Here is a 20,502-nt window from a genome sequence, read left to right as displayed (position 1 = left end):
ACGCGTCGCACGGCGCGCGTCAGGCCGATGCTGGCGCATGGCCTTCGACCAGATTGCGCCGTACCAGGCGCGTTGTGGCGTCGCCGGGAAACCGGGTGTCCTCGAACCCGAGCCGCTTGGCCAAACCGCGCATGGCAGCGTTGCTCGTCAGCACGCAGCCCTCCATGACGCGGAAGCCATGCGCCTGCGCCGCCGTCATCAGCATCTCCATGAGCCGTGGCGCCAGGCCCTGCCCTTGCCAGCCGTCGACGATGGTGATGGCGAACTCGCAGGTGTCGCTGCCGGCTTCGCTCGCGTAGCGCGCGCCGCCGATGATGACTTCGCCGGGCGTGCCTTCCGCGCTCACGGCAACCAGCGCGAATTCCTTGTCCGGCACGGGATGCGTTGCCGCTTCCAGCGCCTTGTCCGGAATCTCGCGAATCGAGGCCATGAAGCGGGTGTAGCGCGCTTGCGTCGACATGCCGCTGACGGCGGCCTGCAAGGCATCCTTGTCCTGCGGAAGGATCTCGCGCACCGTCACCTGCCGGCCGTCGCGCAGGGACACGGCCGCGGGAAGCGCCGGGGCAGCCTGGCCTGCCATGGCTAGTAGACCGCCGGCACGTACCTGAACGGGTGGTCCAGCTCCTTGTAGTCGCCCTCCGCCTGCCGCTTGGGCAGCTTGATCTTTTCGCGCGGCAGCTCTTCGTACGGAATGTGCGCGAGCAAGTGCTTGATCATGTTCAGGCGCCCACGCTTCTTGTCGTCCGATCGCACGACGTACCACGGCGAATTGGGCAGGTCGGTGGCCTTGAACATGTCGTCGCGGGCGCGCGAGTAGTCGTACCAGCGGCTGTACGACTTGAGGTCCATCGACGTCAGCTTCCAGAGCTTGCGGCCGTCTTCGATGCGCGACTCGAGCCTGCGCGTCTGCTCCTCGGGGCTCACTTCGAGCCAGTACTTCAGCAGGATGACGCCGGAGTCGATGATGGCCCGTTCCACCAGCGGCGTTCCCGCAAGGAAGCTCTTGGCCTGCGTCTCGCTGCAAAAGCCCATGACGCGCTCCACCCCGGCCCGGTTGTACCAACTGCGGTCGAAGATCACGACCTCGCCGGCGGCTGGCAGGTGCGGAATGTAGCGCTGGATGTACATCTGCGATTTCTGCCGTTCGGTCGGCGCCGGCAAGGCCACGACGCGAAACACCCGGGGGCTGACGCGCTCGGTGATGGCCTTGATCGTGCCGCCCTTGCCCGCGCCATCACGTCCTTCGAAGATCACGCACACCTTCAGGCCGGCATGCTGCACCCACAGTTGAAGCTTGACCAGTTCGACGTGCAGTTCCCGCAACGCCTTCGCGTATTCCTTGTTCGACAACTCCTTGCCTGCGCCGGATTTCAAGTCTTCCTCGCGTCCGTTTGCCGGTGCTTCGCCGGATGCTTCCTTGTTTGACTTCTCCCCATGGTGTCGCTTCTCGCCCTTTGACATTGCTGCCTCCATCGGTGGTTTGAAAGATCCATCTCACTCAAGATTCGTGCGGGCACATCAACTCAGAGCAGCCGCGCGGCTTCGTCCAGCAGGTTCCGGGGTTTGGGCACATCCCCGCGGGACACCCGCACCAGCGCAAATGCACGCTCGCGCGGCGGGTCGCCCGGCACCCGCGCGATCTGCAGGTCCAGCAGGTGGCCTTCGCTGGCTCCCTGCTCCGGCAAGACGACGTTCATCGGACTCAGCCGCAGCCGCCTGGCCGTGACGCGAATCAATTGGCTGGCTTGCGCGAACACCTCGCACATGCCCTCGAGTTCCCGGTCCAGCGCTTCCGATCGCGTGCCAAGGCCCTTGAGCGCGTTGTCGTTCTCTTCCAGCCGTTCGCGCAGGCGTGCCAGTTCGCCGGCATCGACCTCGCCGTCGCCGCCGATCACCGATCGCATTCCCCTGCCTTGGCGTTCGAGCAGCCGCAGCCGGGTGGCCAGCAGCGCGTGCTCCTGCTCCAGCACCTCGCGGCGGTCCGTGTTCGCGGCGATGCGGCTGAGCCCCTCGATGGCCAGCTGGTCCACCAAGCGCCGCACGATCTCCTTTCGCAGGTCGTCATCGGAAGCGGCGCAGATGCGGATTTGGTGATCGCAGAAACTCAGCGTGGTCTGCGCAACGTCCGAGCGCGTGCGGTCGCCCTCCAGCGCCACGCCCAGCGTCTTGCGCTCGTTCATGCCCATGCCGAGCACCGCGCTGGCCTCCTGCGCACCTGGCGCCTGTTCGAAGAAGGTGCTCAACTCGGAGGAGCGACTCAGCACCATGCCGATGTCGTCGGGTGACGCGAAGAAGGCCTTGATGGAGGGGTCGGCGTTCCAGGCCGTTGCACTGGCCACATGCGCCTGCGGAAATTCGGCGACCAGTTCGCGAAGGTGGGCCAGGGCCTTGGCCATCCCGGTTCGCAACTGTGCCTCGTGGCCCCGGGCGAGGCGCAGGCGCGGACTCAGTTCGATGACCCGTGCCACCAACTGGCCCACTTCCTCGTCACGCGGTGCCTCCCTGGCGCCCTTGACGCCAAACAGCCGGCCGATGAGTCCCATGGCGACGCCCCCGCAAGCTCAGGCGCGGTCGTCGCTCAGGACCTGCGCAACGAGCCGGCCCTTCTTCCAGTACATGTCGTGGATCCTTTCCTTGAGCTTGTGCAGGACCTCCGGACTGACGCTTTCGAAAGTCATGACCGCGGCCGGCCTCGACCCTGCTCCCGGCACGTGCTCGATCTTTTCGTACTCCGGAAACCCGTACTTCACGAGGAAGTCCTTGATCTCTTCATCGGAGGTGCCTTCCTCGATATTCCCCAGGTACAGCCTTGACATGTTCAATCTCCTTCAAGCCATGATGTTCACGCCGCCATCGACGTAGAGCGTTTCGCCGGACAGCCGCCGCGCATAGGGCGTCGCGAGAAACGCGCAGGTGTAGCCAACGTCCATGATGTCGACGAGCTCGCCCAGTGGCGCGCGCTGTGCGGCCTCGTTGAGCAGCAGGTCGAAGTCCTTGAGGCCGGAGGCGGCGCGGGTCTTGAGCGGCCCCGGCGAGATCGCATGCACGCGGATGCCCTGCGGTCCGAGTTCGTAGGCCAGGTAGCGCGCCGAGGCTTCGAGCGCCGCCTTGACCGGGCCCATCACGTTGTAGTTGGCGACAACCTTGTTGGCGCCGTAGTACGACATGGTGAAGAGCGTGCCGCCGTCTTTCATCAGCGGTGCCGCGAGCCGCGCCATGCGGATGAAGGAATGGCACGAGATGTCCATCGCCTGCCCGAAGCCTTCGGCGGAGCATTGCAGCAGCCCGCCCTGAAGATCGTCCTTGGGCGCCCAGGCGATCGAATGCACCATCACGTCGAGCCGGCCCCAGTCGCTCTCGATCCGGCGGAACAGGGCTTCGAGGTCATCCGTCTTGGACACGTCCAGCGGCATGAAGATCGGCGCCTCCAGCGCGGTCGCCAGGGGCGCGACATGGGCCCTGGCCTTCTCGGTCGCGTAAGTGATGGCCAGGTCAGCACCGAGTTCGCGAAACGCCGCCGCGCATCCGTAGGCAATCGAAGAATCGTTGGCAATGCCGCAGACCAGTACCTTGGCGCCCTTGAGCAAGGGGCGAGGCAGTTCGATCGTCATTGATCACTCCTTGATCCATCGGCCGGCGCATGTCGCGCAACCACCGGTGCGGCCTTTTCGTCTTGCGTGTTCATGGCGATGCCTTCTTGCGTTTCGAAGGCGCTGCCGCGCGGAAGCGTCCGCGCACCACCACCGACGAGCCTGCCTCTTTCACGCCCAATAGTTGGCGGATGCGCCCGACCAGTTCGACCTGCTGTTTGGTGGGCTCGCGTTCGAGCACCCGCTTGTCTGCCACCAGCTTGCCGAGCAACATCAGGAAGCGCTCGCGGTCCCCGGGGTCCTTCAGCAAGGCAGGCAGGGTCGCAAGGGCCCGTTCCGGGTCGCAGCGCGCAATGATTTCCTGCACGCCGCGGATGGTTCGCCAGGCGTGCGGTGTGACTTCCGGCAGGAAGTCGGCGTAGGTGGCGACCAGTTCCTTGCGCATCTCCAGGCGCGACAGCGGCAGCGGCTCGCTTCCCTGCGTGAGCAGGAAGGCCACGCGCGCAATCGCCTCGACATAGCCGCCCTGGTCGACGGCGGCGAGTGCATCGCGAACTTCCGGCAGGTCGCGCGGCGCCGACACGCCCTGCTCCGCCGCATCTGCGCCAGGCTGGGCGGATGCCATGTTGCCGTACAGGCCGAAGAAGCCGGCTTCCGTGAGGGCATCCCGCACCGCGCGGTAGTAGTCGAGCGAGGCGCTGACCACCTCGGCGCCGACCTTTTCGCGGCGGCGCATCGGATGGTTCTCGGCCAGCGCCTTGCGCTCGGACTTGACCACCTGGGCCACCGGCGCGATCCACGACAGCCACGGGTTCAGGCTCGACATCGCCCAGTTCTGCAAGCGCAAGGGATGGAAGTTCCTCAGGAACTCCGCCGACTGTTCGTTCGACGTCGCCTGCACGAAGGGCCGCACGAAGAGTTCATAGGCGCGCTGGTTGAAGTCCGACACGGCGGCCACGGCCTCGAAGGGCTTTTCGTCGGCGCGGTTGAGGCGGTTGATGCGCGCGACGATGTCCTCGAGCCGATGCTCCTGGAAATCGACCTCGTACTGCGGCTCACCCTTCTTTTGCTTGTGCTCGGTGATCGACATGCCGTACAGGCCCGGCGGCAGCATCTCGATGCTCTTGAGCACCGAGACGATCTGCGCATGCTCCTTCGTGGCCACCGAACCCGACACGAAGATGCCCAGGTGGCCGATGCTCTGGTGCACGAGCCCGACGATGACCTGGCCGCGCGCCTTGATTTCAGCGGTGCTGCCATACACGTCCGCCACCCAGTTGAAAGCCTGCTGCGGCGGCGTGATGTTGTCGCCCATCGATGCAAAAAGGATGATGGGTGAGCGGATGTCGCGCAGGTCGAAGGCCTTGCCACTGGCCGCCTTCACGTCGCCCTTCCACAGCTTGTTGCCGACGAAGAGGTTGCCGGTGATCCACTCGATCTCCTCGCGGTTCATCAGGTAGTAGCCGCCCCACCATTTCGCGAACTCCAGGAAGCGCTCGGGTTCGGTGTCGGCCTTGTTGAACAGGTGGTAGTACTTGTCCCAGAGGCTGTTGGCGGGGTTGAGGTTCTCGAAGTTCTGCACGAGGTAGGCGCCGTCGAACTTGCCGTTGCCCATGTCGGCGGCCATCGACGCCAGCCACGAGCCGCCGAGAAGTCCGCCCGCATAGCGCATCGGGTTGTCGCCCTCGCCTTCGCTCCACGCGCCGCTCCAGTAGGACATGGGCGCACCGTTGATGACGATGGGTCCGGTGTCCTCGGGGTCGGACGCGGCCAGCATCATCGCGGCCCAGCCGCCCTGGCAGTTGCCGATGATGGCCGGCTTGGCGCTGCGCGGATGCAGTGCCCGCACCTTCTTCACGAACTGCTGCTCCGCATTGCAGACGTCCAGCAGCGTCTGCCCCGGCTCCGGGTCACGGAAGAAGATGACGAAGTACACCGGATGCCCCGCCCGCAGCGCAACGCCGACCTGCGAATCGTCCTTGAAGCCGCCGATGCCGGGGCCGTGGCCCGCACGCGGATCGATGATGAGGTACGGGCGCCTTTTCGCGTCGATGGTCACGCCCTCGGGCGGCGTGATGCGCAGCAAGGCGTAGTTCACCGGCCGCTCGAAAGTGCGCCCGTCCAGCACGATTTCGGAGTCGAAGTGCAGCACCGGCTTGAGGCCGTGCGAGGCGCTTTCGACGAAGTCGTTGCCGCGCCGCCAGAGCGTTTCCAGGAAAAGCACCGACCGCTGCGTGGCATCGACGGTGTACTGGAAGAAGGCCAGCGGGTCCATGCCGGCCGTGGGCAAGCCCGCCTCGCCGCCTTCCTGGACGGCGTGGCTCACCCGGTCCCTGAACTGGTCCTGCGCGATCTGCATCCGCTTCTGGAAAACCTTGGCGACCTTGGTCCCGATCTGCTGGCTTCGCGCGAGTTGCGCTGCGGTGTCCATGTGCTGACCTCTTGAAATGAAGGTGATGGGATGCTTCACGCGCCCCGGCATACGACGCTAGTCCGGTCAAGGCCGGCGGACATTGAGCCTGCTCAAACGCGCAGGGCTTCGCGGCGCCTTCGTCAGTCCTTGCAGCATGGCGAAGCCCCCGCGGTCATCGCCGGCAGGTCGAAACCGCCCCCCAGCGCCAGGTACAAGTTCGTGCGCTGGGCCAGGCGCTCGGTCTGCACGCGCAGTCGCGAGGTGCGGGCCGCATACAACGAGAGCTGGCTCTGCTCGATCGTTCGCAGGTCGATGGTGCCGATGCGGTACTGGATGCGGGCCAGGTCCAGCGCATCCGTGCTGTCGCGCACATAACCGTCGAGGATGATTTCGCGTTCGCGCAAGGCCGCCTCCGCACTCAGCGCACCTTCGACCTCGCCGAAAGCCCGCTGGCCGGTGCGCGCGTAGTCGGCGACGGCCTGCTTCTGCTCGGCCGAACGGATCTCGACCTGGGCGCGCAGCGCACCGCCCTGGTACAGCGGCGCGATCAGGTTGGCGCCGACGCTCCACACCGGGCTGTCGACGTCCTTCAGCACGATCAGGTCGCTCGTCACGTTGCTGCCGCCGGCCGTCAGGCTGATCCGTGGCAGTTGCGCCGCCTTGGCTTCGCCCACGCGGTTGAATGCGGCTGCCACGCGGCGTTCGGCGGCCACCACGTCGGGCCGGCGCTCCAGCAGTTCCGACGGCATGCCCACGGGCAGTGGCGGCGGCATGGCCGCCAAGCGATCCGCCACCGCGATCTCCGCCGCAGGATAGCGACCCACCAGCAACTCAAGGGATCGCAGGGCCTGCTCGCGCGACAGCTCGACCTGCCGGAGCGTGTCGCGGTACGGGCCCACGCTCGCGCGCGCCTGCGCCACCGCCGCCACGCTGCCGTTGCCTACGCGCTGCCGATCCTCGGCGATGCGCAGCAAGCCTTCTGCGGACTTCAGTGAATCCTGCGCGATCGTGCGCTGCAATCCTGCCTCGACCGCCAGGAACCATCCCTTGGCCACCAGCGCCGCAAGCGACTGGCGCGCATAGGCATAGTCGGCCTCGGCGGCCGCGGACGTCTCCCTGGCAGCCTCGCGTCCGTAGCGCAAGCGGCCCCAGACGTCGAGCTCCAGCGAGGCATTCAGGAAGATCCCGTCCAGGCCGCCACCGCCGCCCGACTTGCCGCCGCCCAAGCCGACGATGCCCACCGAGGGAAGCAACGCGCCGGAGGCCACTTTCACGTAGCCGGCGGCTTGCTCGACGCGCGCGGCCGCCACCCTCAGGTCGGCGTTGTAGACGAGCGCCTCGTTGACGAGCGCGGTCAGGGCGGGTTCGTTGAAGGATACGAGCCAGCCGTCTGCCGTCGGCGCCGCCACGCCTTCGCCGGCCCGCCAGGCCGTTGGCAAGGGTGCCTGCGGGAGCACGTCCTTTTGCAGGTCCTGCGCCGTCGGCGGTGCCTTGAGCGCACAGCCTCCCAGCACGCCAACCAGGCATGCCGCAAGAATCCGCAGGCGAAGCGATGGCGTGCGCATCAGTGCAGCTTCAGGACGAGGTAGTTGGTGATGGCGCCGACGCGAAGGATCACCATGCGGATGATGTGGATCATCTCCACGTGCTCGGTGTAGATCGCGCCGTCGCCGTCCGCGCCGGCCGCCAGGAACAGGTCGCGGTTCTTTTCGTCGACGATGAGCTTCACGGGGAAGCGGCCCGGCACCTGCGGATAGACGCCGGTCTGGGGCAGGTTGCCCGACTGTGCGATTTGCCCCTGGCCTTGTGCCCACACGATGGAATCGACCGTGGCCCCGATGATGTGTCCCGGATAGGTCTTGAGCGTGAACTCCGCCCGGTTGCCGGGCTCGACAAGCCGCAACTCGTTCTGGCTGTAGAGCGCGATGACCTGGTACGTCTCCTCGACAAAAGTCATCGCCGGCGCCAGCGGCACCGACACCACGAAGGAACCGGGGCGCAGCTGGACGTTGATGGCATAGCCGCTCGTCGGCGCGTACACGGCGGTCTGGTCGAGGTTCCATTGCGCATTGCCGAGGTCGGCGCGGCTCAGGTCCACCTGGGCCTTGGCGGTGGCCAGTTGCGCCCGCGCAGACGCAACCGACGCCTGCTCGCCGTTGACCTGCCCGGAAAGCTTCTGGGTGACCTGCGCTTCGTTCGCGGCGGCCGTCGCGACCTGGCCCTGCAGTTCGAGCAAGGTCGATTCGGCCTGCTCCAGCGCAAAGCGGTCGCCCGCGCCCGTGGACACCAGTTCCTTGTTCTGGCGAACGCGCAGCCGTGCAAGTTCCAGCCTCGGCTGCAGCGCCTTGACCTGTCCCGTCGCGGCCTTGAGTTGTTCCTGCAATTGGCGTGCGCCAGCCGTCGCGTCCACCAGGGCCGCGCCCGCCTGCGCGAATTTCGCCTCGTCCGCGGCGAGCTTGGCCTTGGCGGCGTTCAGTTCATTCTCGTACTGGGTCGGGTCGATGCGAAACAGCAGCTCCCCTTTCTTCACCAGCCGGTTGGGCTCCACGGGCACCTCCAGCACCCGGCCGCGCACCTGCGGCACCACCTGCACCACGTACTTGATGACCCGCACATCGCTGGACGATGGCGCCACGACGTTGAGCGTCAGGACCAGCGCCGTCAGCGCCACGATCGGGATGATCACCACCGTGACCTGCGACGTGGTGTTCCACGGCAGCCACTTGAACTTGATGAAGATCAGCCAGACGAAGAAGGCGTAAATGGCAAGGAGCAGGGCTTCCATCAGTTGCTCGCTTATGTCGGGTTGCCCGGCTGGCCTTCTGATCTGGCGGCAGCCGCCGCAGAAGCAGTCGCCAGGTTCCTGCGCAGGACCTTGAGCTCGGCGGTGAGCGTGCCTTTGGCATCCATCGCGTCGAGTTCTTCGCGCAGGTGCTGCATATCATGCTCGAGCATCTCGCCGGCGAGCGCCCGCTCGCCCTGCTCGTGGAAGTAGTCTTCGTGCTTCTCCGTGCCGTAAGCCGCCTGGTAGCCCACAGGCTTCACGTAGGCCCAGAGCCACGCAATCGGCCACAGCATGCCGCCGAACACCAATGAGAGCAGGCAAAGCGTCTTGATCGCGTCGCGCTGGGGATGGTGCCGCTTGTGCGCGATCTTCTCCGGCATGACGTGCACCAGCCAGAACAGCACGATCCCGCCGATGGGAACGGCAAAGATGATGAACCACGCAAGCCCGGTCGCTGCCGAGGCCATCATCTCGGGCGGCAGGAACGAGGCGTGCGCACCCAGGGGTGCTGCGAATGCAAACACGCCGAGCGCACGCGCCGCCCGGGTCCGACCTGTAGCGAAGCATCGCATCTCTGGGCTCCTGAGCTTGCACATGGTGATCCGGCGATGCTAGAGAAGGTCGCGACGCAGCGACTTGAGAAACGTCAATGCCGGCGACAAAAGCGCGGTTTTCGCTGCCACCCGTGTTCCCTTCATTTCCCGGCGCCCGGCGGCATGAGGTAAAGCGTCATGGCAAAGATCAGGTAGACCATCAGCAGCAGCACGCCGACAAACCACGCCGAGCGACCGCTGTTCGTGACGAAGACCGCCGTGAGCGTGGCGATGAGCACCATCACCACCGCGCCCGGCCAGAACTGGAGATCCATGGGTGTCGGCGCGATGAAATAGCTCACCAGCACCAGCACCGGCGCCACGAACAGCGCGATCTGCGACGCGCTGCCCAGCGCGATGCCCACGCTCAGGTCCAGCCGGTTCTTGCGTGCCCCGGAAAAAGCCGATGCCATTTCCGCCGCACCGCCCACCAGCGAGACGATGATGAAGCCCACGAACGCCGGCGTCATGCCGAAGGCCTCGGCCGCTTTCTGCACCGACTCGACGAAGATCTCGCTGACCAGCGCCACGAGCACCGTCACGCCGGCCAGCGTGCCCAGGGCCAGCCCGATGGGCCAGGGCGACTCGCCCTCCTCGCCGTGCTCCGCGCTGGCAAACAGTTCGCTGTGGGTTTTCAGCGAGAAGAGCATGCCCAGTGCGTAGGCCACGATGAGCAGCACCGCCAGGCCCGTGCTCAATGTCTGCGTGAATGCTGCAGCCGCGGTCGAATCGGCGGTGATCATCACCGAAGGCACCAGCAGCGCCACGGTCGCAAGAAAGAGCAGGCCGGCCTGCATGCGGGCGGCAACCCGGTTGAAGTCCTGGACGTGATGGGCAAGGCCTCCGATGAGGAATGACGCGCCCAGCATGAACAGCGTGTTCGTGACGATCGCGCCGGCAATGGATGCCTTGACCAGCATGATCTGTCCTGCCCTCAGGGCAGTGAACGCAATGACCAGTTCGGTCAGGTTGCCCAGCGTGGCGTTGAGCAGGCCGCCCGCGGCATCGCCCGTCTTGGCCGCCACCGATTCGGTGGCGTGGCTCAGCAACGTGGCCAGCGGCACGATGGCGAGCACGGACAGCACGAAGAGCAGTGTGTGCGCCTCGGGCCTGAACTTTTCGCAGATGAACGCCACCGGCACGAAAGCCAGAAGCCACAGCAGCGGGTTCCGCCGGATTTCCAGGAGCAGTGGTTTCATGGGCACTCTGCCAGGTCAGGACAACCGGCTTCCTGCGGTGTGATGCGCCGATGCTAGTGACAGCCCGGCGCAGCGCATTGAGGAACGTCAAGGTCGGCGACAAGAGGCGGGGCAAAAAAACGCAGCCGATTGACGAAACTCAATGTGCACGGCCCTTGGCGCGCGGAAACTGGTAACGGATTGATCCAACAAGACGCTGATCTTCCTGCAAGAGGAGACAAGATGAAACGACAGGCAATTGCCGCTGCCGTCTCGCTGGCCGTGTGCGGCGTTTCGCACGCCCAGTCGAACGAAGAGCTCAAGGCCACGCTGGACCAGGCCATGAAGACCATCCAGGACCTGCAGTCGCGCGTCAGGGCCCTGGAACAGCAAAAGGCCGCACCACCCGCTGCAGCCGCCACAGCCGCCGCCGCAGCCCCAGCCGTCGCAACCACGGCACCCGCCCCGGCGACCACGGCGTCCAGAGTCACGCCGGGCGCTCCGGTGATCTCGGTGAACTCCGTTGCACAAGAGGGGGCACCCGATCCGGACAAGGCACGCGTAGAGCTCTACGGGCAGGTGATGCTCGACGCGATCTACGACGCCAAGCAGATGAACCCCGACTGGAACGCGACGCTGCGGCCCTCGCAGATTCCGATCATCTGCCCGGGCTCGCCGGGTTGCGGGCGGGATGGCGCCACCATCTTCAGCGTGCGGCAGACCAGCCTGGGCTTCAGGTCCTTCATCCCGACCAGCATGGGCCAGATCAAGACCGACGTGAGCTTCGACCTGTTCGGCACCAACGGCGGTACGCAGATCCACTGGCTCAATGCCTGGGCCGAACTGGGCATGTACGGCGCCGGCCAGACCTACTCGAACTTCATGGACATCGACGTGTTCCCCAACACCATCGACTACTGGGGACCGAGCGGCATGGTGTTCGTGCGCAATCCGCAGTTGCGCGTCACCCCCTGGAGCAAGGACGGCGGAAGCTTCGCCATCTCGCTGGAGTCCCCCAACTCGGCCATTGACACCGGCAAGATCAGCCGCGTGGATCCGGCCCTGGGCTCCGCCATCACCGGCTGGAACCGCTTGCCCGACGGCGTGGTGTCGTACCGCCTCGACCGCGACTGGGGCCATGTCAAGGCGGCCGGCATCGTTCGCCAAGTGGGCTTCCAGAACACCGCATCGCCCAACGGCGACCCGTCGGGTCATGTCACCGGCTACGGGCTGAACCTCAGCGGCACGCTCAAGGCCTTCGGCAAGGACAAGCTGAGCTGGCAGGTCGTGGGCGGCAAGGGCATTGCCAGCTACATGAACGACGGCGGCGTGGACGTCGCACCGGACGCCACCCTGCATGCCGAAGCGGTGCCCTCGGTGGGCTGGCTGGTGTACTACAACCACGCCTGGAGCGACAAGTGGTCGAGCGCCATCGGCTACAGCGAGCACCGCCAGAACAACACCGACGGCCAGCTCCTCACCGCCTTCCAGAAAGGCAGCTACTCATCGGTCAACCTGCTCTATTCGCTCGCCACCAACGTGCTGATCGGCGGCGAGTTCATCTGGGGTCGTCTCGAAAACAAGCTGGGCCTCACGGCGGACGACTACCGCTTCCAGTTCTCCACCAAGGTCAGCTTCTGACAGCGAAGGAAGCACGCCATGCAGTTCAGGTCGTCTTTTCCGATTCTCATTGCGCATCAGGACGTCGCGGCCCAAAGCGTGGCAGGTGTGCGCCTGCGCCAGATCCAGCACGAGTTGGCCGAGCACGGCTGGAAGACCATCCTGGTCGACAACGCGTCCGACGCCGGCATCGTGGCCGGCGCGCATCGTGGGTTGGCGGCCATCGTGTTCCGCGTCGAAGCGGCGCAGGACGGCGCGACGGCCGCTCAACGCCTCATCGACCTGATGAATTCGGTGCACCTGCGTGCGCCGGGCCTGCCCATCGTTGCGCTCGGCGAAAGCGCCACGATGAAAGGCACCTCCCCCAAGGCGGTGCAGGGGCTGCGCAACCTGCACAGCATCCTGTATCTCTACGAAGACACGGCGTCTTTCCTGGCGCGGCAGATCATGCGGGCCGCCGAGGACTACCTCGACCAGTTGCTGCCGCCCTTCTTCAAGGCCCTCACGCGCCACGCGGAACGCTCGGCCTATTCGTGGCACACGCCGGGACATGCCGGCGGCGTCGGCTTCCTGAAGTCGCCGGTGGGCTACGCGCTGCACGAGTTCTTCGGCGAGAACACGCTGCGCTCGGACCTGTCGATCTCGGTGCCCGAACTCGGCTCGCTGCTGGACCACACCGGGCCCATCAAGGAGGCTGAAGCCTATGCGGCGCAAGTGTTCGGCGCCGACCACACCTACTTCGTGACCAACGGCACGTCGACGGCCAACAAGATCGTGTGGCATTCCATGGCCGGGCGCGACGACCTGGTGATCGTAGACCGCAACTGCCACAAGTCGCTGCTGCATTCGCTGATCATGACGGGCGCCACGCCGATCTACTTCACGCCGGCGCGCAACGACTACGGCATCATCGGCCCGATCGGGCTGGACCAGTTCTCGCCCGAAGCCATCCGCGCGAAGGTCGCCGCCAGCCCGATCGCGCGTGACGCCAAGGGCTCGGTGCGCATTGCCGTCGTCACCAACTCGACCTACGACGGCCTTTGCTACAACGCCGAGAAGATCAAGGCGCAAGTGGCCGACCAGGTCGATGCCCTGCACTTCGACGAGGCCTGGTACGCCTACGCCGCCTTCCACGAGTTCTATGCCGGCCGCCATGCCATGGGCGTGCCGCGCGGCTACCCGCGCGCCGACCACACGCTGGTGTTCGCCACGCATTCGACGCACAAACTGCTGGCGGCGTTCTCGCAAGCCTCGATGATCCACATCCAGGAGTCCGACAAGCGCAAGATAGACACGACGCGTTTCAATGACGCCTTCATGATGCACGGCTCGACATCGCCGCACTACGGCATCATCGCCTCGCTCGACGTCAGCTCCGCCATGATGGAGGGCACCAGCGGCCGCGCCATCGTGCAGGAAACGCACGACGAGGCCATGCACTTCCGCTTTGCGCTGGCTTCCATCGGCGCCGGTTTCAAGTCGCCGGACTGGTGGTTCCGCGTTTGGCAGCCCGAGGGGCTGGACCTGGACAAGGCACCGGAGACTGCCGACTGGGTGCTCGATCCGCAGGCCGACTGGCACGGCTTCGGCAAGCTCGCCGAGGACTACGTGATGCTCGACCCGATCAAGGTCACGCTGCTCACGCCGGGCCTGGGCAAGGGCGCCGTCCTCGATGCATCGGGCATCCCCGCCGCCGTGGTCAGCAAGTACCTGTGGGAGCGCGGCCTGGTGGTCGAGAAGACGGGGCTCTACAGCTTCCTCATCCTGTTCTCGCTGGGCATCACGCGCGGCAAGTGGAGTTCCATGGTGGACGCGCTGGTGGACTTCAAGACCGACTACGACCGCAACGCGCCACTGGCCAAGGCGCTGCCCAGCGTTGCCGCTGCCGGCGCGCATGCCTATGCCGGCTGGGGCCTGCGCGACCTGTGCGATGCGCTGCACGCCTGCTACCGCGACAACGACACGGCGCGTGCCATGAACGCGATGTACACCGATCTGCCGGAGCCCGCCATGAAGCCCTGCGATGCCTATGACCGCCTGGTGCATGGCAAGGTCGAACCCGTGCCCATCGACGAATTGAAGGGGCGCATCACGGCCGTGATGCTGGTTCCCTACCCTCCCGGTATTCCGCTGGTGATGCCCGGCGAGCGCTTCATGACCGACTCGATCATCGAGTACCTGAAGTTCGCGCGAGACACCGACGACCGCTTCCCGGGCTTCGAGGCCGACATCCACGGCCTGCGCTTCGATTTCGACAAGCGCGGCCACAAGCGCTGGCTGGTGGACTGCGTCATCGAGTAGTGGCCACGCCGCATCGACAAGGACTACACGCCATGATCCCGCGTTCCGTCAAGGCTCCGACGATTCCCATTCCCTTTCACAGGTTGCTGAAGGTGGTCGCCATCGTGGACCGCCTCAACCTGCAGACCCAACAGTTGCTCGACCACATCCGGGCCGAGAACTACGAGGTCGAGGTGTGCGACAGCTACACGCGTGACCTCTCGGAGGATGCGGCGGTCGGCGCCTACATTGCGCTGGTCGACGGCGATCGCCGGGAGGCCGCACGCGATGCCGCCCGTGGCGTGCGCGCGCTGGGCTTTCGCACGCCCCTGTGGGCGCTGGCCGACTCGCACCGCATCGCCGACATGGCCGTGCTGGGCATGACGGGCGAAGTCGACGGCTACATCTACTTGGGCCAGCAGACGCCGGCCTTCTATGCCAAGCAGGTGATCGCGAGCCTTGTCGACTACGGGCTGTCGCTGCTGCCGCCCTTCTTCGGGGGGCTGATGGCCTACGACTCGGCGGCGAACATCGCCTTCGACTGCCCGGGCCACCAGGGCGGGCAGTTCTACAGCAAGTCGCCGACCGGGCAGATCTTCTTCAAGTACTTCGGCGAGAGCATCTTCCGCAACGACCTGTGCAACGCCGACGTGGACCTGGGCGACCTGCTCATTCACGAAGGCGCCGCCGCACAGGCGCAGATGGAGGCGGCCAAGGTGTTCGGCGCCGACCGCACCTACTTCGTGCTCAACGGCACCAGCACCTCCAACAAGGTGGTGACCAACGCGGTGCTCAAGCGCGGCGACCTGGTGCTGTTCGATCGCAACAACCACAAGTCGCTGCACCAGGGTGCGCTGGTGGGTGCTGGCGCCATCCCGATCTTTCTGCCCACCGCGCGCAACGCCTTCGGCATGATCGGCGCCGTGGACTGGGACGCATGGGACGAGGAGTACCTGCGCGAGCAGATCCGCCAGAACCCGCTGGTCAAGGATCCGAAGCGCGCGGAGGCCGAACGGCCGTTTCGCATGGCCTGCATCCAGCTCGCCACCTACGACGGCACCATCTACAACGTGCGCAAGGTGCTCGAGAAAATCGGCCACCTGTGCGACTACGTGCTGTGGGACGAAGCCTGGATTGGCTACAACGCCTTCCATCCCCTGTTCGAAGACCACAGCCCGATGCGGCTGAAGGACCTCGACGCAAAGATGCCGGGGCTGTTCTCGACCCAGTCGGTGCACAAGCAGGGCGCGGGCTTCTCGCAGGCCTCGCAGATCCACAAGCGCGACGAGCACATCCGCGATCAGCAGCGCCACATCGGGCACAAGCGATTCAACGAGTCGTTCCTGATGCACGCCTCGACCTCGCCCTTCTATCCGTTGTTCGCCTCGCTCGACGTCAATGCCCGCATGCATGCCGGCAAGGCCGGCGAGATGATGTGGGACAGTTGCATCGAACTGGGCATCGAGGCGCGCAAGAAGCTGCGCGAATACGCGCGCCACTACGCCAAGGTGGGACGCGACCCGCAGGAGCAATGGTTCTTCGACCCCTTCGTCCCGGACCGGGTCACGATCAGCGGCTCGCGCTTTGCGACCGACGCGAGCAACGTGCCCTGGGAAGACCTGCCCACGGATCTTCTCAAGCGCGAGCAGCAGTGCTGGAACTTCGGGCCTGACAGCACATGGCACGGCTACAAGGGCTATTCGCCAGGCTATGCGATGGTCGATCCCAACAAGCTGGCGCTGCTCACGCCCGGCATCGACCGGGCCACCGGCGAATACCTGGACTTCGGCGTGCCGGCCACGGTGGTGGCCAACTTCCTGCGCGAGCAGCGCGTGGTGCCCGAGAAGTGCGACCTCAACAGCATCCTGTTCCTGATGACGCCAGCCGAGGATGAAAGCAAGCTCAACACACTGATCGCCAAGCTCGTCAAGTTCAAGAACCTGTGGGACGAGGATGCGCCGCTGTCGGAGGTGTTGCCGACGCTCTACGCCGCCCACAGCGAGCGCTACATCGACTACGGCCTTCGCCGGGTGTGCAGCGAGATGCACGACTTCTATCGCAAGCGCGGCGTCAAGGACCTGCAGCGGCGGTGCTTCCGCGCCCAGAGCTTCCCGCAACTGGCGATGCTGCCGAAGGACGCCTACGAGGCACTGGTCGACAACCGGGTGGACTACGTGCCGCTGGACGAAGTCAAGGGCCGCATCTCGGCCACGCTGGCATTGATCTACCCGCCGGGCATCGGCGTGGTGGTGCCGGGCGAGCGTTGGGACGATCGTGCCCAACCCATGCTCGACTACTTCCTAGCCTTCGAGGAATCGTTCAACCGCTTTCCCGGCTTCAACTACGAGGTGCAGGGCGTGTACCAGGAAAAGAAAGACGGACGGATCCGTTTCCACACCTACGTGGTCCGCGAGTAATCGCGCTCCCAAGGAGAACCGACATGGCAGATGCAAACAAGAAAATGAGCGTGGTCCAGCTGACCTTCATCGTCACGGTGAACATGATGGGCTCGGGCATCATCATGCTGCCGGCCAACATGGCGCAGGTCGGGGCGATCTCGCTGCTGTCGTGGATCGTCACGGCCATCGGTTCGCTGGCCATTGCGTACGGCTTCGCGCAGGCGGGCATCTTCAACCAGCGCACCGGCGGGCTGGCGGCGTACGCCGAGGACGCCTACGGCAAGGACGGCTACTTCCAGGTCTTCTTCCTGTACTTCCTGTCGCTGGCCATTGCCAACGTGGCGGTGGCGAGTTCGGCGCTGGGCTACCTGGCGGCGTTCTTCCCGGTGCTCTCTTCCACGCCGGTCGCGAGTTGCATCGGCGTGATCGCGCTGCTGTGGCTCACCACGGTGGCCAACTTCGGCGGACCGAGCCTGACGGGCAAGATCGGTTCGGTCACGGTGTGGGGCGTGATCCTGCCGGTCGGCTTCATGTCGATCGCCGGGTGGTTCTGGTTCAGCGGCGCCACGTTCAGCGAAGCGTGGAACCCCAAGGGCATGCGCCTGATCGAGGGCATGGGTTCGAGCATTTCGCTCACGCTGTGGGCCTTCCTGGGCATGGAGTCGGCTTCGCAGAATGCCTCGGCGGTGGAGAACCCCAAGCGCGACGTGCCGCTGGCCTGCATGTTCGGCACGCTGGGCGCGGCCATCATCTACATCCTCTCGACCACGGTGATCCAGGGCATCGTGCCCAACGCCGAACTGGCGAAGTCCACCGGTCCCTTCGGCCTGGCCTTCGCGAAGATGTTCACGCCGGTCGTCGGCCAGATCGTGATGGCGCTGGCGGCCATGGCCTGCGTGGGCTCGCTGCTGGGCTGGCAGTTCACGCTCTCGCAAACGGCCAAGGACGCGGCCGACACCAACATGTTCCCCGCCGTCTTCGGCAAGGCCAATTCCATGGGTGCGCCCATCGCGGGCATGGTGATCATGGGCATCGTGCAGTCGGTGATGGCGCTGTCGACCATCTCGCCCAACCTGAGCGAGCAGTTCGCGGCACTGGTCAACCTGGCTGTGGTCACCAACGTCGTGCCCTACATCATCTCGCTGTCGGCCCTCTTCGTGATGATGCGCAATGCCAAGGTCGAGCCCGGCGTGTACCGGCGCAACAGCATCGTCGCGATCGTCGCCATGCTGTATTCGGTCTATGCGCTCTACACCGCGGGCAAGGACGCCGTGCTCGGCGGCATGCTGGTGATGGCCATCGGCTACATCGTCTACGGCCTGATCGCCGCCAGGCGCGGCGGCGCACCGGCACCGGTGCGCGCGGCCGCCGTCGTCAGGCCCGCCTGAGCGCCTGACCGACGCGCCACCAAAGGAACGACCATGAACACTTCCTCCCCTCTTTCCGGCGAACGCCGCCTCATGCGGGGCCTTCTTCTCCGCACGCTGCTGTGCCTGGTCATGGCCGCACCCGCGCTGGCCCTCGCGGCAGGCGCGCTGGACAAGGCCAGGGAGACCGGCAAGCTCAGCTTCGGCTACCGCACCGACACGCGGCCCTTTGCATACACCGACGATGCGGGCAAGCCCGCAGGCTTTTCCGTCGTGCTTTGCCAGAACGTCGCCGATTCCATCAAGACCGACCTGAAGCTGCCGTCGCTGGCCATCGACTTCGTGCCGGTCACGGCGTCGGACCGCTTCACCGCGCTGTCGCAAGGCAAGATCGACCTGCTGTGCGGCACCTCCACGCCGACGATGGAGCGGCGCGCCACCTTCGATTTCTCCATCCCCATCTTCTACGCACAGTTGGGTGCCCTGGTGCGCACCGACACGCCGCGCCGATTGCACGACGCACTGGCCGACCGGCCCGACGTGTCGCAACCCGTCTGGCGTGCCGCGCCGGCCGTGCTGCTGTCGAAGGTCGTGTTTGCCGTCGTGGGCGGCACGACCGTCGAGCGCTCGCTGATCGACGCGCTGGCCCAGCGGCGCATCGAAGTCAGCGTGGTCACCGTGGCGGACTACGCCACCGGCGCACAGATGGTGCTGGACGGCAAGGTCGCGGCCCTGTTCGGCGACAGGCCGGTGCTTGTCGAGGCTGCGAAGAGCGCTTCATCGAATGGCCGCTTGATGCTCATCCAGCGCAACTTCGGACGCGAGCCGCTCTCGCTGGCCATGCGCCGCGGCGATGACGCGTTCCGCCTGGCGATCGACCGCAGCCTGAGCCACCTGTACCGATCGGAACTGTTCGGCACGCTCTTCACGCGCTATTTCGGCGCGCCCGAATCCGGGGCGCTGGACTTCTTCCGCGCCATTGCCCTGCCGGAGTGACGAAACGCATTTCCTGATTCATTGAAGGAGGTATTGCATGCATCCCCTTGGCGTACACAGTGAGGTCGGCAAATTGAGGACCGTCATGGTTTGCCGGCCCGGCTTGGCCCACCAGCGGCTCACACCGGGCAACGCGGCCGACCTGCTGTTCGACGATGTGCTCTGGGTGCACGAGGCGCAGAAAGACCACTACGACTTCGTGCTCAAGATGCGCGAGCGGGAAACCGAAGTGCTCGACCTGCACGAGATGCTCGCAGAGACGTTGCAGGACAAGACAGCACGCGACTGGGTGCTGGACCGGCGCATCACCGTCAACGACGTGGGCCTTGGCGTGCGCGCTGCCGTCCGGCCCTGGCTCGACGAGATGCCGGCCGCCAAACTGGCCGAGCACCTCATCGGTGGCATCGCGATCCTGGACATCCCCAAGAGCGAGATGTCGACGATCATGCTCGAGGCCTTCGGCGGCACGGACTTCGTGATCCCGCCCGTGCCCAACACCCTGTTCCAGCGCGACCCGTCCTGCTGGATCTACCAGGGCGTCACCTGCAACCCGATGTACTGGCGCGCACGGCAGCCCGAAACCCTGCTGCAGCGCGCGGTCTACAAGTTCCATCCGCGCTTCAAGGACGCCGGATTCCCCTTCTGGCTGGGCGACACCGACGAACCCTTCGGCGCCGCGACGCTGGAGGGCGGCGACGTGATGCCCATCGGCAAGGGCGTGGTGCTCATCGGCATGGGCGAGCGCTCCACGCGGCAGGCCGTCTACCAGCTGGCCGAGAACCTGCTCAGGCAAGGCGGCGCCACGCGCGTGATCGGCTGCCTGATGCCCAAGAGCCGCGCCGCGATGCACCTGGACACGGTGTTCAGCTTCTGCGACCGCGACCTGGTCACCGCCTTCCGCGAAGTGGCGGACCAGGTGCGCTGCTACAGCGCGCGTCCCGCCGATGGCGGCGGCATCGAGGTGCACGAGGACAAGGGGCATCTCTTCGACGTGGTGCGCGACGCGCTCGGCCTCAAGGCGCTGCGCGTGGTGGAGACCGGCGGCAACGCCTGGCAGGCGCAGCGCGAGCAGTGGGACGACGGCAACAACGTCGTGGCGCTGGAGCCTGGCGTGGTCGTCGCCTACGACCGCAACACCTACACCAACACGCTGCTGCGCAAGGCGGGTGTCGAAGTCATCACCGTACGCGGTTCCGAACTGGGGCGCGGTCGTGGGGGCGGCCACTGCATGACCTGCCCGATCTCGCGCGACCCGGCCTATTGATTCATTCATTGTCCAAA

General features: G+C 65.8%; 16 protein-coding genes. 6 read left to right on the top strand and 10 right to left on the bottom strand.

Features of this window, described 5'->3' with window-relative positions; genetic code table 11:
- Positions 1-19 precede the first annotated feature (19 nt).
- The 10 genes from QTI66_RS01845 to cax form a co-directional block, all read right to left on the bottom strand.
- On the bottom strand, positions 20-580 hold the full coding sequence (locus QTI66_RS01845; protein ID WP_286557096.1) for a GNAT family N-acetyltransferase: 561 nt from the start codon (positions 578-580) through the stop codon (positions 20-22).
- A 2-nt stretch (positions 581-582) separates the two neighbouring features.
- On the bottom strand, positions 583-1,461 hold the full coding sequence (gene ppk2 / locus QTI66_RS01840; protein ID WP_286557095.1) for a polyphosphate kinase 2: 879 nt from the start codon (positions 1,459-1,461) through the stop codon (positions 583-585).
- Positions 1,462-1,523: 62 nt separating this feature from the next.
- Positions 1,524-2,543, bottom strand: coding sequence for a hypothetical protein (locus QTI66_RS01835; RefSeq protein WP_286557094.1), 1,020 nt, complete (start codon positions 2,541-2,543; stop codon positions 1,524-1,526).
- An 18-nt stretch (positions 2,544-2,561) separates the two neighbouring features.
- Positions 2,562-2,816: an RNA-binding protein gene (locus QTI66_RS01830; RefSeq protein ID WP_286557093.1), complete on the bottom strand. Its 255-nt coding sequence runs from the start codon at positions 2,814-2,816 to the stop codon at positions 2,562-2,564.
- A gap of 12 nt (positions 2,817-2,828) precedes the next feature.
- Entirely contained in the window at positions 2,829-3,611 is a 783-nt protein-coding gene (fabI, locus tag QTI66_RS01825) for an enoyl-ACP reductase FabI (protein WP_286557092.1), read from the bottom strand.
- Between the two features lie 70 nt (positions 3,612-3,681).
- A complete protein-coding gene (locus tag QTI66_RS01820) occupies positions 3,682-6,021 on the bottom strand; it encodes a DUF3141 domain-containing protein (protein ID WP_286557091.1) in 2,340 nt (779 codons plus the stop codon).
- A 122-nt stretch (positions 6,022-6,143) separates the two neighbouring features.
- A complete protein-coding gene (locus tag QTI66_RS01815) occupies positions 6,144-7,568 on the bottom strand; it encodes a TolC family protein (RefSeq protein WP_286557090.1) in 1,425 nt (474 codons plus the stop codon).
- The gene (locus QTI66_RS01810) at positions 7,568-8,788 is read right to left on the bottom strand and encodes an HlyD family secretion protein (RefSeq protein ID WP_286557089.1); all 1,221 of its coding nucleotides are present in this window, start codon (positions 8,786-8,788) and stop codon (positions 7,568-7,570) included. Before QTI66_RS01810 ends, QTI66_RS01815 begins: the two co-directional genes overlap by 1 nt.
- An 11-nt stretch (positions 8,789-8,799) precedes the next feature.
- The gene (locus QTI66_RS01805) at positions 8,800-9,360 is read right to left on the bottom strand and encodes a DUF3302 domain-containing protein (protein ID WP_286557087.1); all 561 of its coding nucleotides are present in this window, start codon (positions 9,358-9,360) and stop codon (positions 8,800-8,802) included.
- Positions 9,361-9,482: 122 nt separating this feature from the next.
- Entirely contained in the window at positions 9,483-10,580 is a 1,098-nt protein-coding gene (cax, locus tag QTI66_RS01800; protein WP_286557085.1) for a calcium/proton exchanger, read from the bottom strand.
- 222 nt (positions 10,581-10,802) lie between these two features.
- On the opposite strand from cax, the gene QTI66_RS01795 reads away from it, so the two are divergent.
- Genes QTI66_RS01795 through QTI66_RS01770 form a run of 6 tightly spaced genes read left to right on the top strand, consistent with a single transcriptional unit; the run spans position 10,803 to position 20,485 of the window.
- Entirely contained in the window at positions 10,803-12,200 is a 1,398-nt protein-coding gene (locus tag QTI66_RS01795; protein WP_286557083.1) for a DcaP family trimeric outer membrane transporter, read from the top strand.
- Between the two features lie 18 nt (positions 12,201-12,218).
- The gene (locus QTI66_RS01790; protein WP_286557081.1) at positions 12,219-14,480 is read left to right on the top strand and encodes an arginine/lysine/ornithine decarboxylase; all 2,262 of its coding nucleotides are present in this window, start codon (positions 12,219-12,221) and stop codon (positions 14,478-14,480) included.
- 32 nt (positions 14,481-14,512) lie between these two features.
- Positions 14,513-16,876 carry an ornithine decarboxylase gene (speC, locus tag QTI66_RS01785; RefSeq protein WP_286557079.1) on the top strand — a complete coding sequence of 788 codons (2,364 nt, stop codon included), beginning with the start codon at positions 14,513-14,515 and terminating at the stop codon, positions 16,874-16,876.
- Between the two features lie 23 nt (positions 16,877-16,899).
- Positions 16,900-18,246, top strand: a complete 1,347-nt coding sequence (gene potE / locus QTI66_RS01780; RefSeq protein ID WP_286557076.1) for a putrescine-ornithine antiporter — start codon at positions 16,900-16,902, stop codon at positions 18,244-18,246.
- A gap of 33 nt (positions 18,247-18,279) precedes the next feature.
- Positions 18,280-19,221: an amino acid ABC transporter substrate-binding protein gene (locus QTI66_RS01775; protein ID WP_286557073.1), complete on the top strand. Its 942-nt coding sequence runs from the start codon at positions 18,280-18,282 to the stop codon at positions 19,219-19,221.
- Positions 19,222-19,258: 37 nt separating this feature from the next.
- Entirely contained in the window at positions 19,259-20,485 is a 1,227-nt protein-coding gene (locus QTI66_RS01770) for an arginine deiminase (protein WP_286557071.1), read from the top strand.
- The last annotated feature ends 17 nt before the right edge of the window (positions 20,486-20,502 follow it).

Origin of the sequence: Variovorax brevis, from assembly GCF_030317105.1 — a bacterium.
Lineage (GTDB): Bacteria > Pseudomonadota > Gammaproteobacteria > Burkholderiales > Burkholderiaceae_C > Variovorax > Variovorax brevis.
Note: the sequence above shows the minus strand (reverse complement) of the source record. Positions and strands in the feature narration are given on the sequence as shown.

Coding starts and splice junctions, on each gene's coding strand:
- QTI66_RS01835 (WP_286557094.1), bottom strand. CDS start 2,543: ATGGGACTCATCGGCCGGCTGTTTGGCGTCAAGGGCGCCAGGGAGGCA.
- speC (WP_286557079.1), top strand. CDS start 14,513: ATGATCCCGCGTTCCGTCAAGGCTCCGACGATTCCCATTCCCTTTCAC.
- fabI (WP_286557092.1), bottom strand. CDS start 3,611: ATGACGATCGAACTGCCTCGCCCCTTGCTCAAGGGCGCCAAGGTACTG.
- QTI66_RS01805 (WP_286557087.1), bottom strand. CDS start 9,360: ATGCGATGCTTCGCTACAGGTCGGACCCGGGCGGCGCGTGCGCTCGGC.
- QTI66_RS01830 (WP_286557093.1), bottom strand. CDS start 2,816: ATGTCAAGGCTGTACCTGGGGAATATCGAGGAAGGCACCTCCGATGAA.
- QTI66_RS01820 (WP_286557091.1), bottom strand. CDS start 6,021: ATGGACACCGCAGCGCAACTCGCGCGAAGCCAGCAGATCGGGACCAAG.
- QTI66_RS01775 (WP_286557073.1), top strand. CDS start 18,280: ATGAACACTTCCTCCCCTCTTTCCGGCGAACGCCGCCTCATGCGGGGC.
- QTI66_RS01815 (WP_286557090.1), bottom strand. CDS start 7,568: ATGCGCACGCCATCGCTTCGCCTGCGGATTCTTGCGGCATGCCTGGTT.
- ppk2 (WP_286557095.1), bottom strand. CDS start 1,461: ATGTCAAAGGGCGAGAAGCGACACCATGGGGAGAAGTCAAACAAGGAA.
- QTI66_RS01845 (WP_286557096.1), bottom strand. CDS start 580: ATGGCAGGCCAGGCTGCCCCGGCGCTTCCCGCGGCCGTGTCCCTGCGC.
- potE (WP_286557076.1), top strand. CDS start 16,900: ATGGCAGATGCAAACAAGAAAATGAGCGTGGTCCAGCTGACCTTCATC.
- QTI66_RS01770 (WP_286557071.1), top strand. CDS start 19,259: ATGCATCCCCTTGGCGTACACAGTGAGGTCGGCAAATTGAGGACCGTC.
- QTI66_RS01795 (WP_286557083.1), top strand. CDS start 10,803: ATGAAACGACAGGCAATTGCCGCTGCCGTCTCGCTGGCCGTGTGCGGC.
- QTI66_RS01810 (WP_286557089.1), bottom strand. CDS start 8,788: ATGGAAGCCCTGCTCCTTGCCATTTACGCCTTCTTCGTCTGGCTGATC.
- cax (WP_286557085.1), bottom strand. CDS start 10,580: ATGAAACCACTGCTCCTGGAAATCCGGCGGAACCCGCTGCTGTGGCTT.
- QTI66_RS01790 (WP_286557081.1), top strand. CDS start 12,219: ATGCAGTTCAGGTCGTCTTTTCCGATTCTCATTGCGCATCAGGACGTC.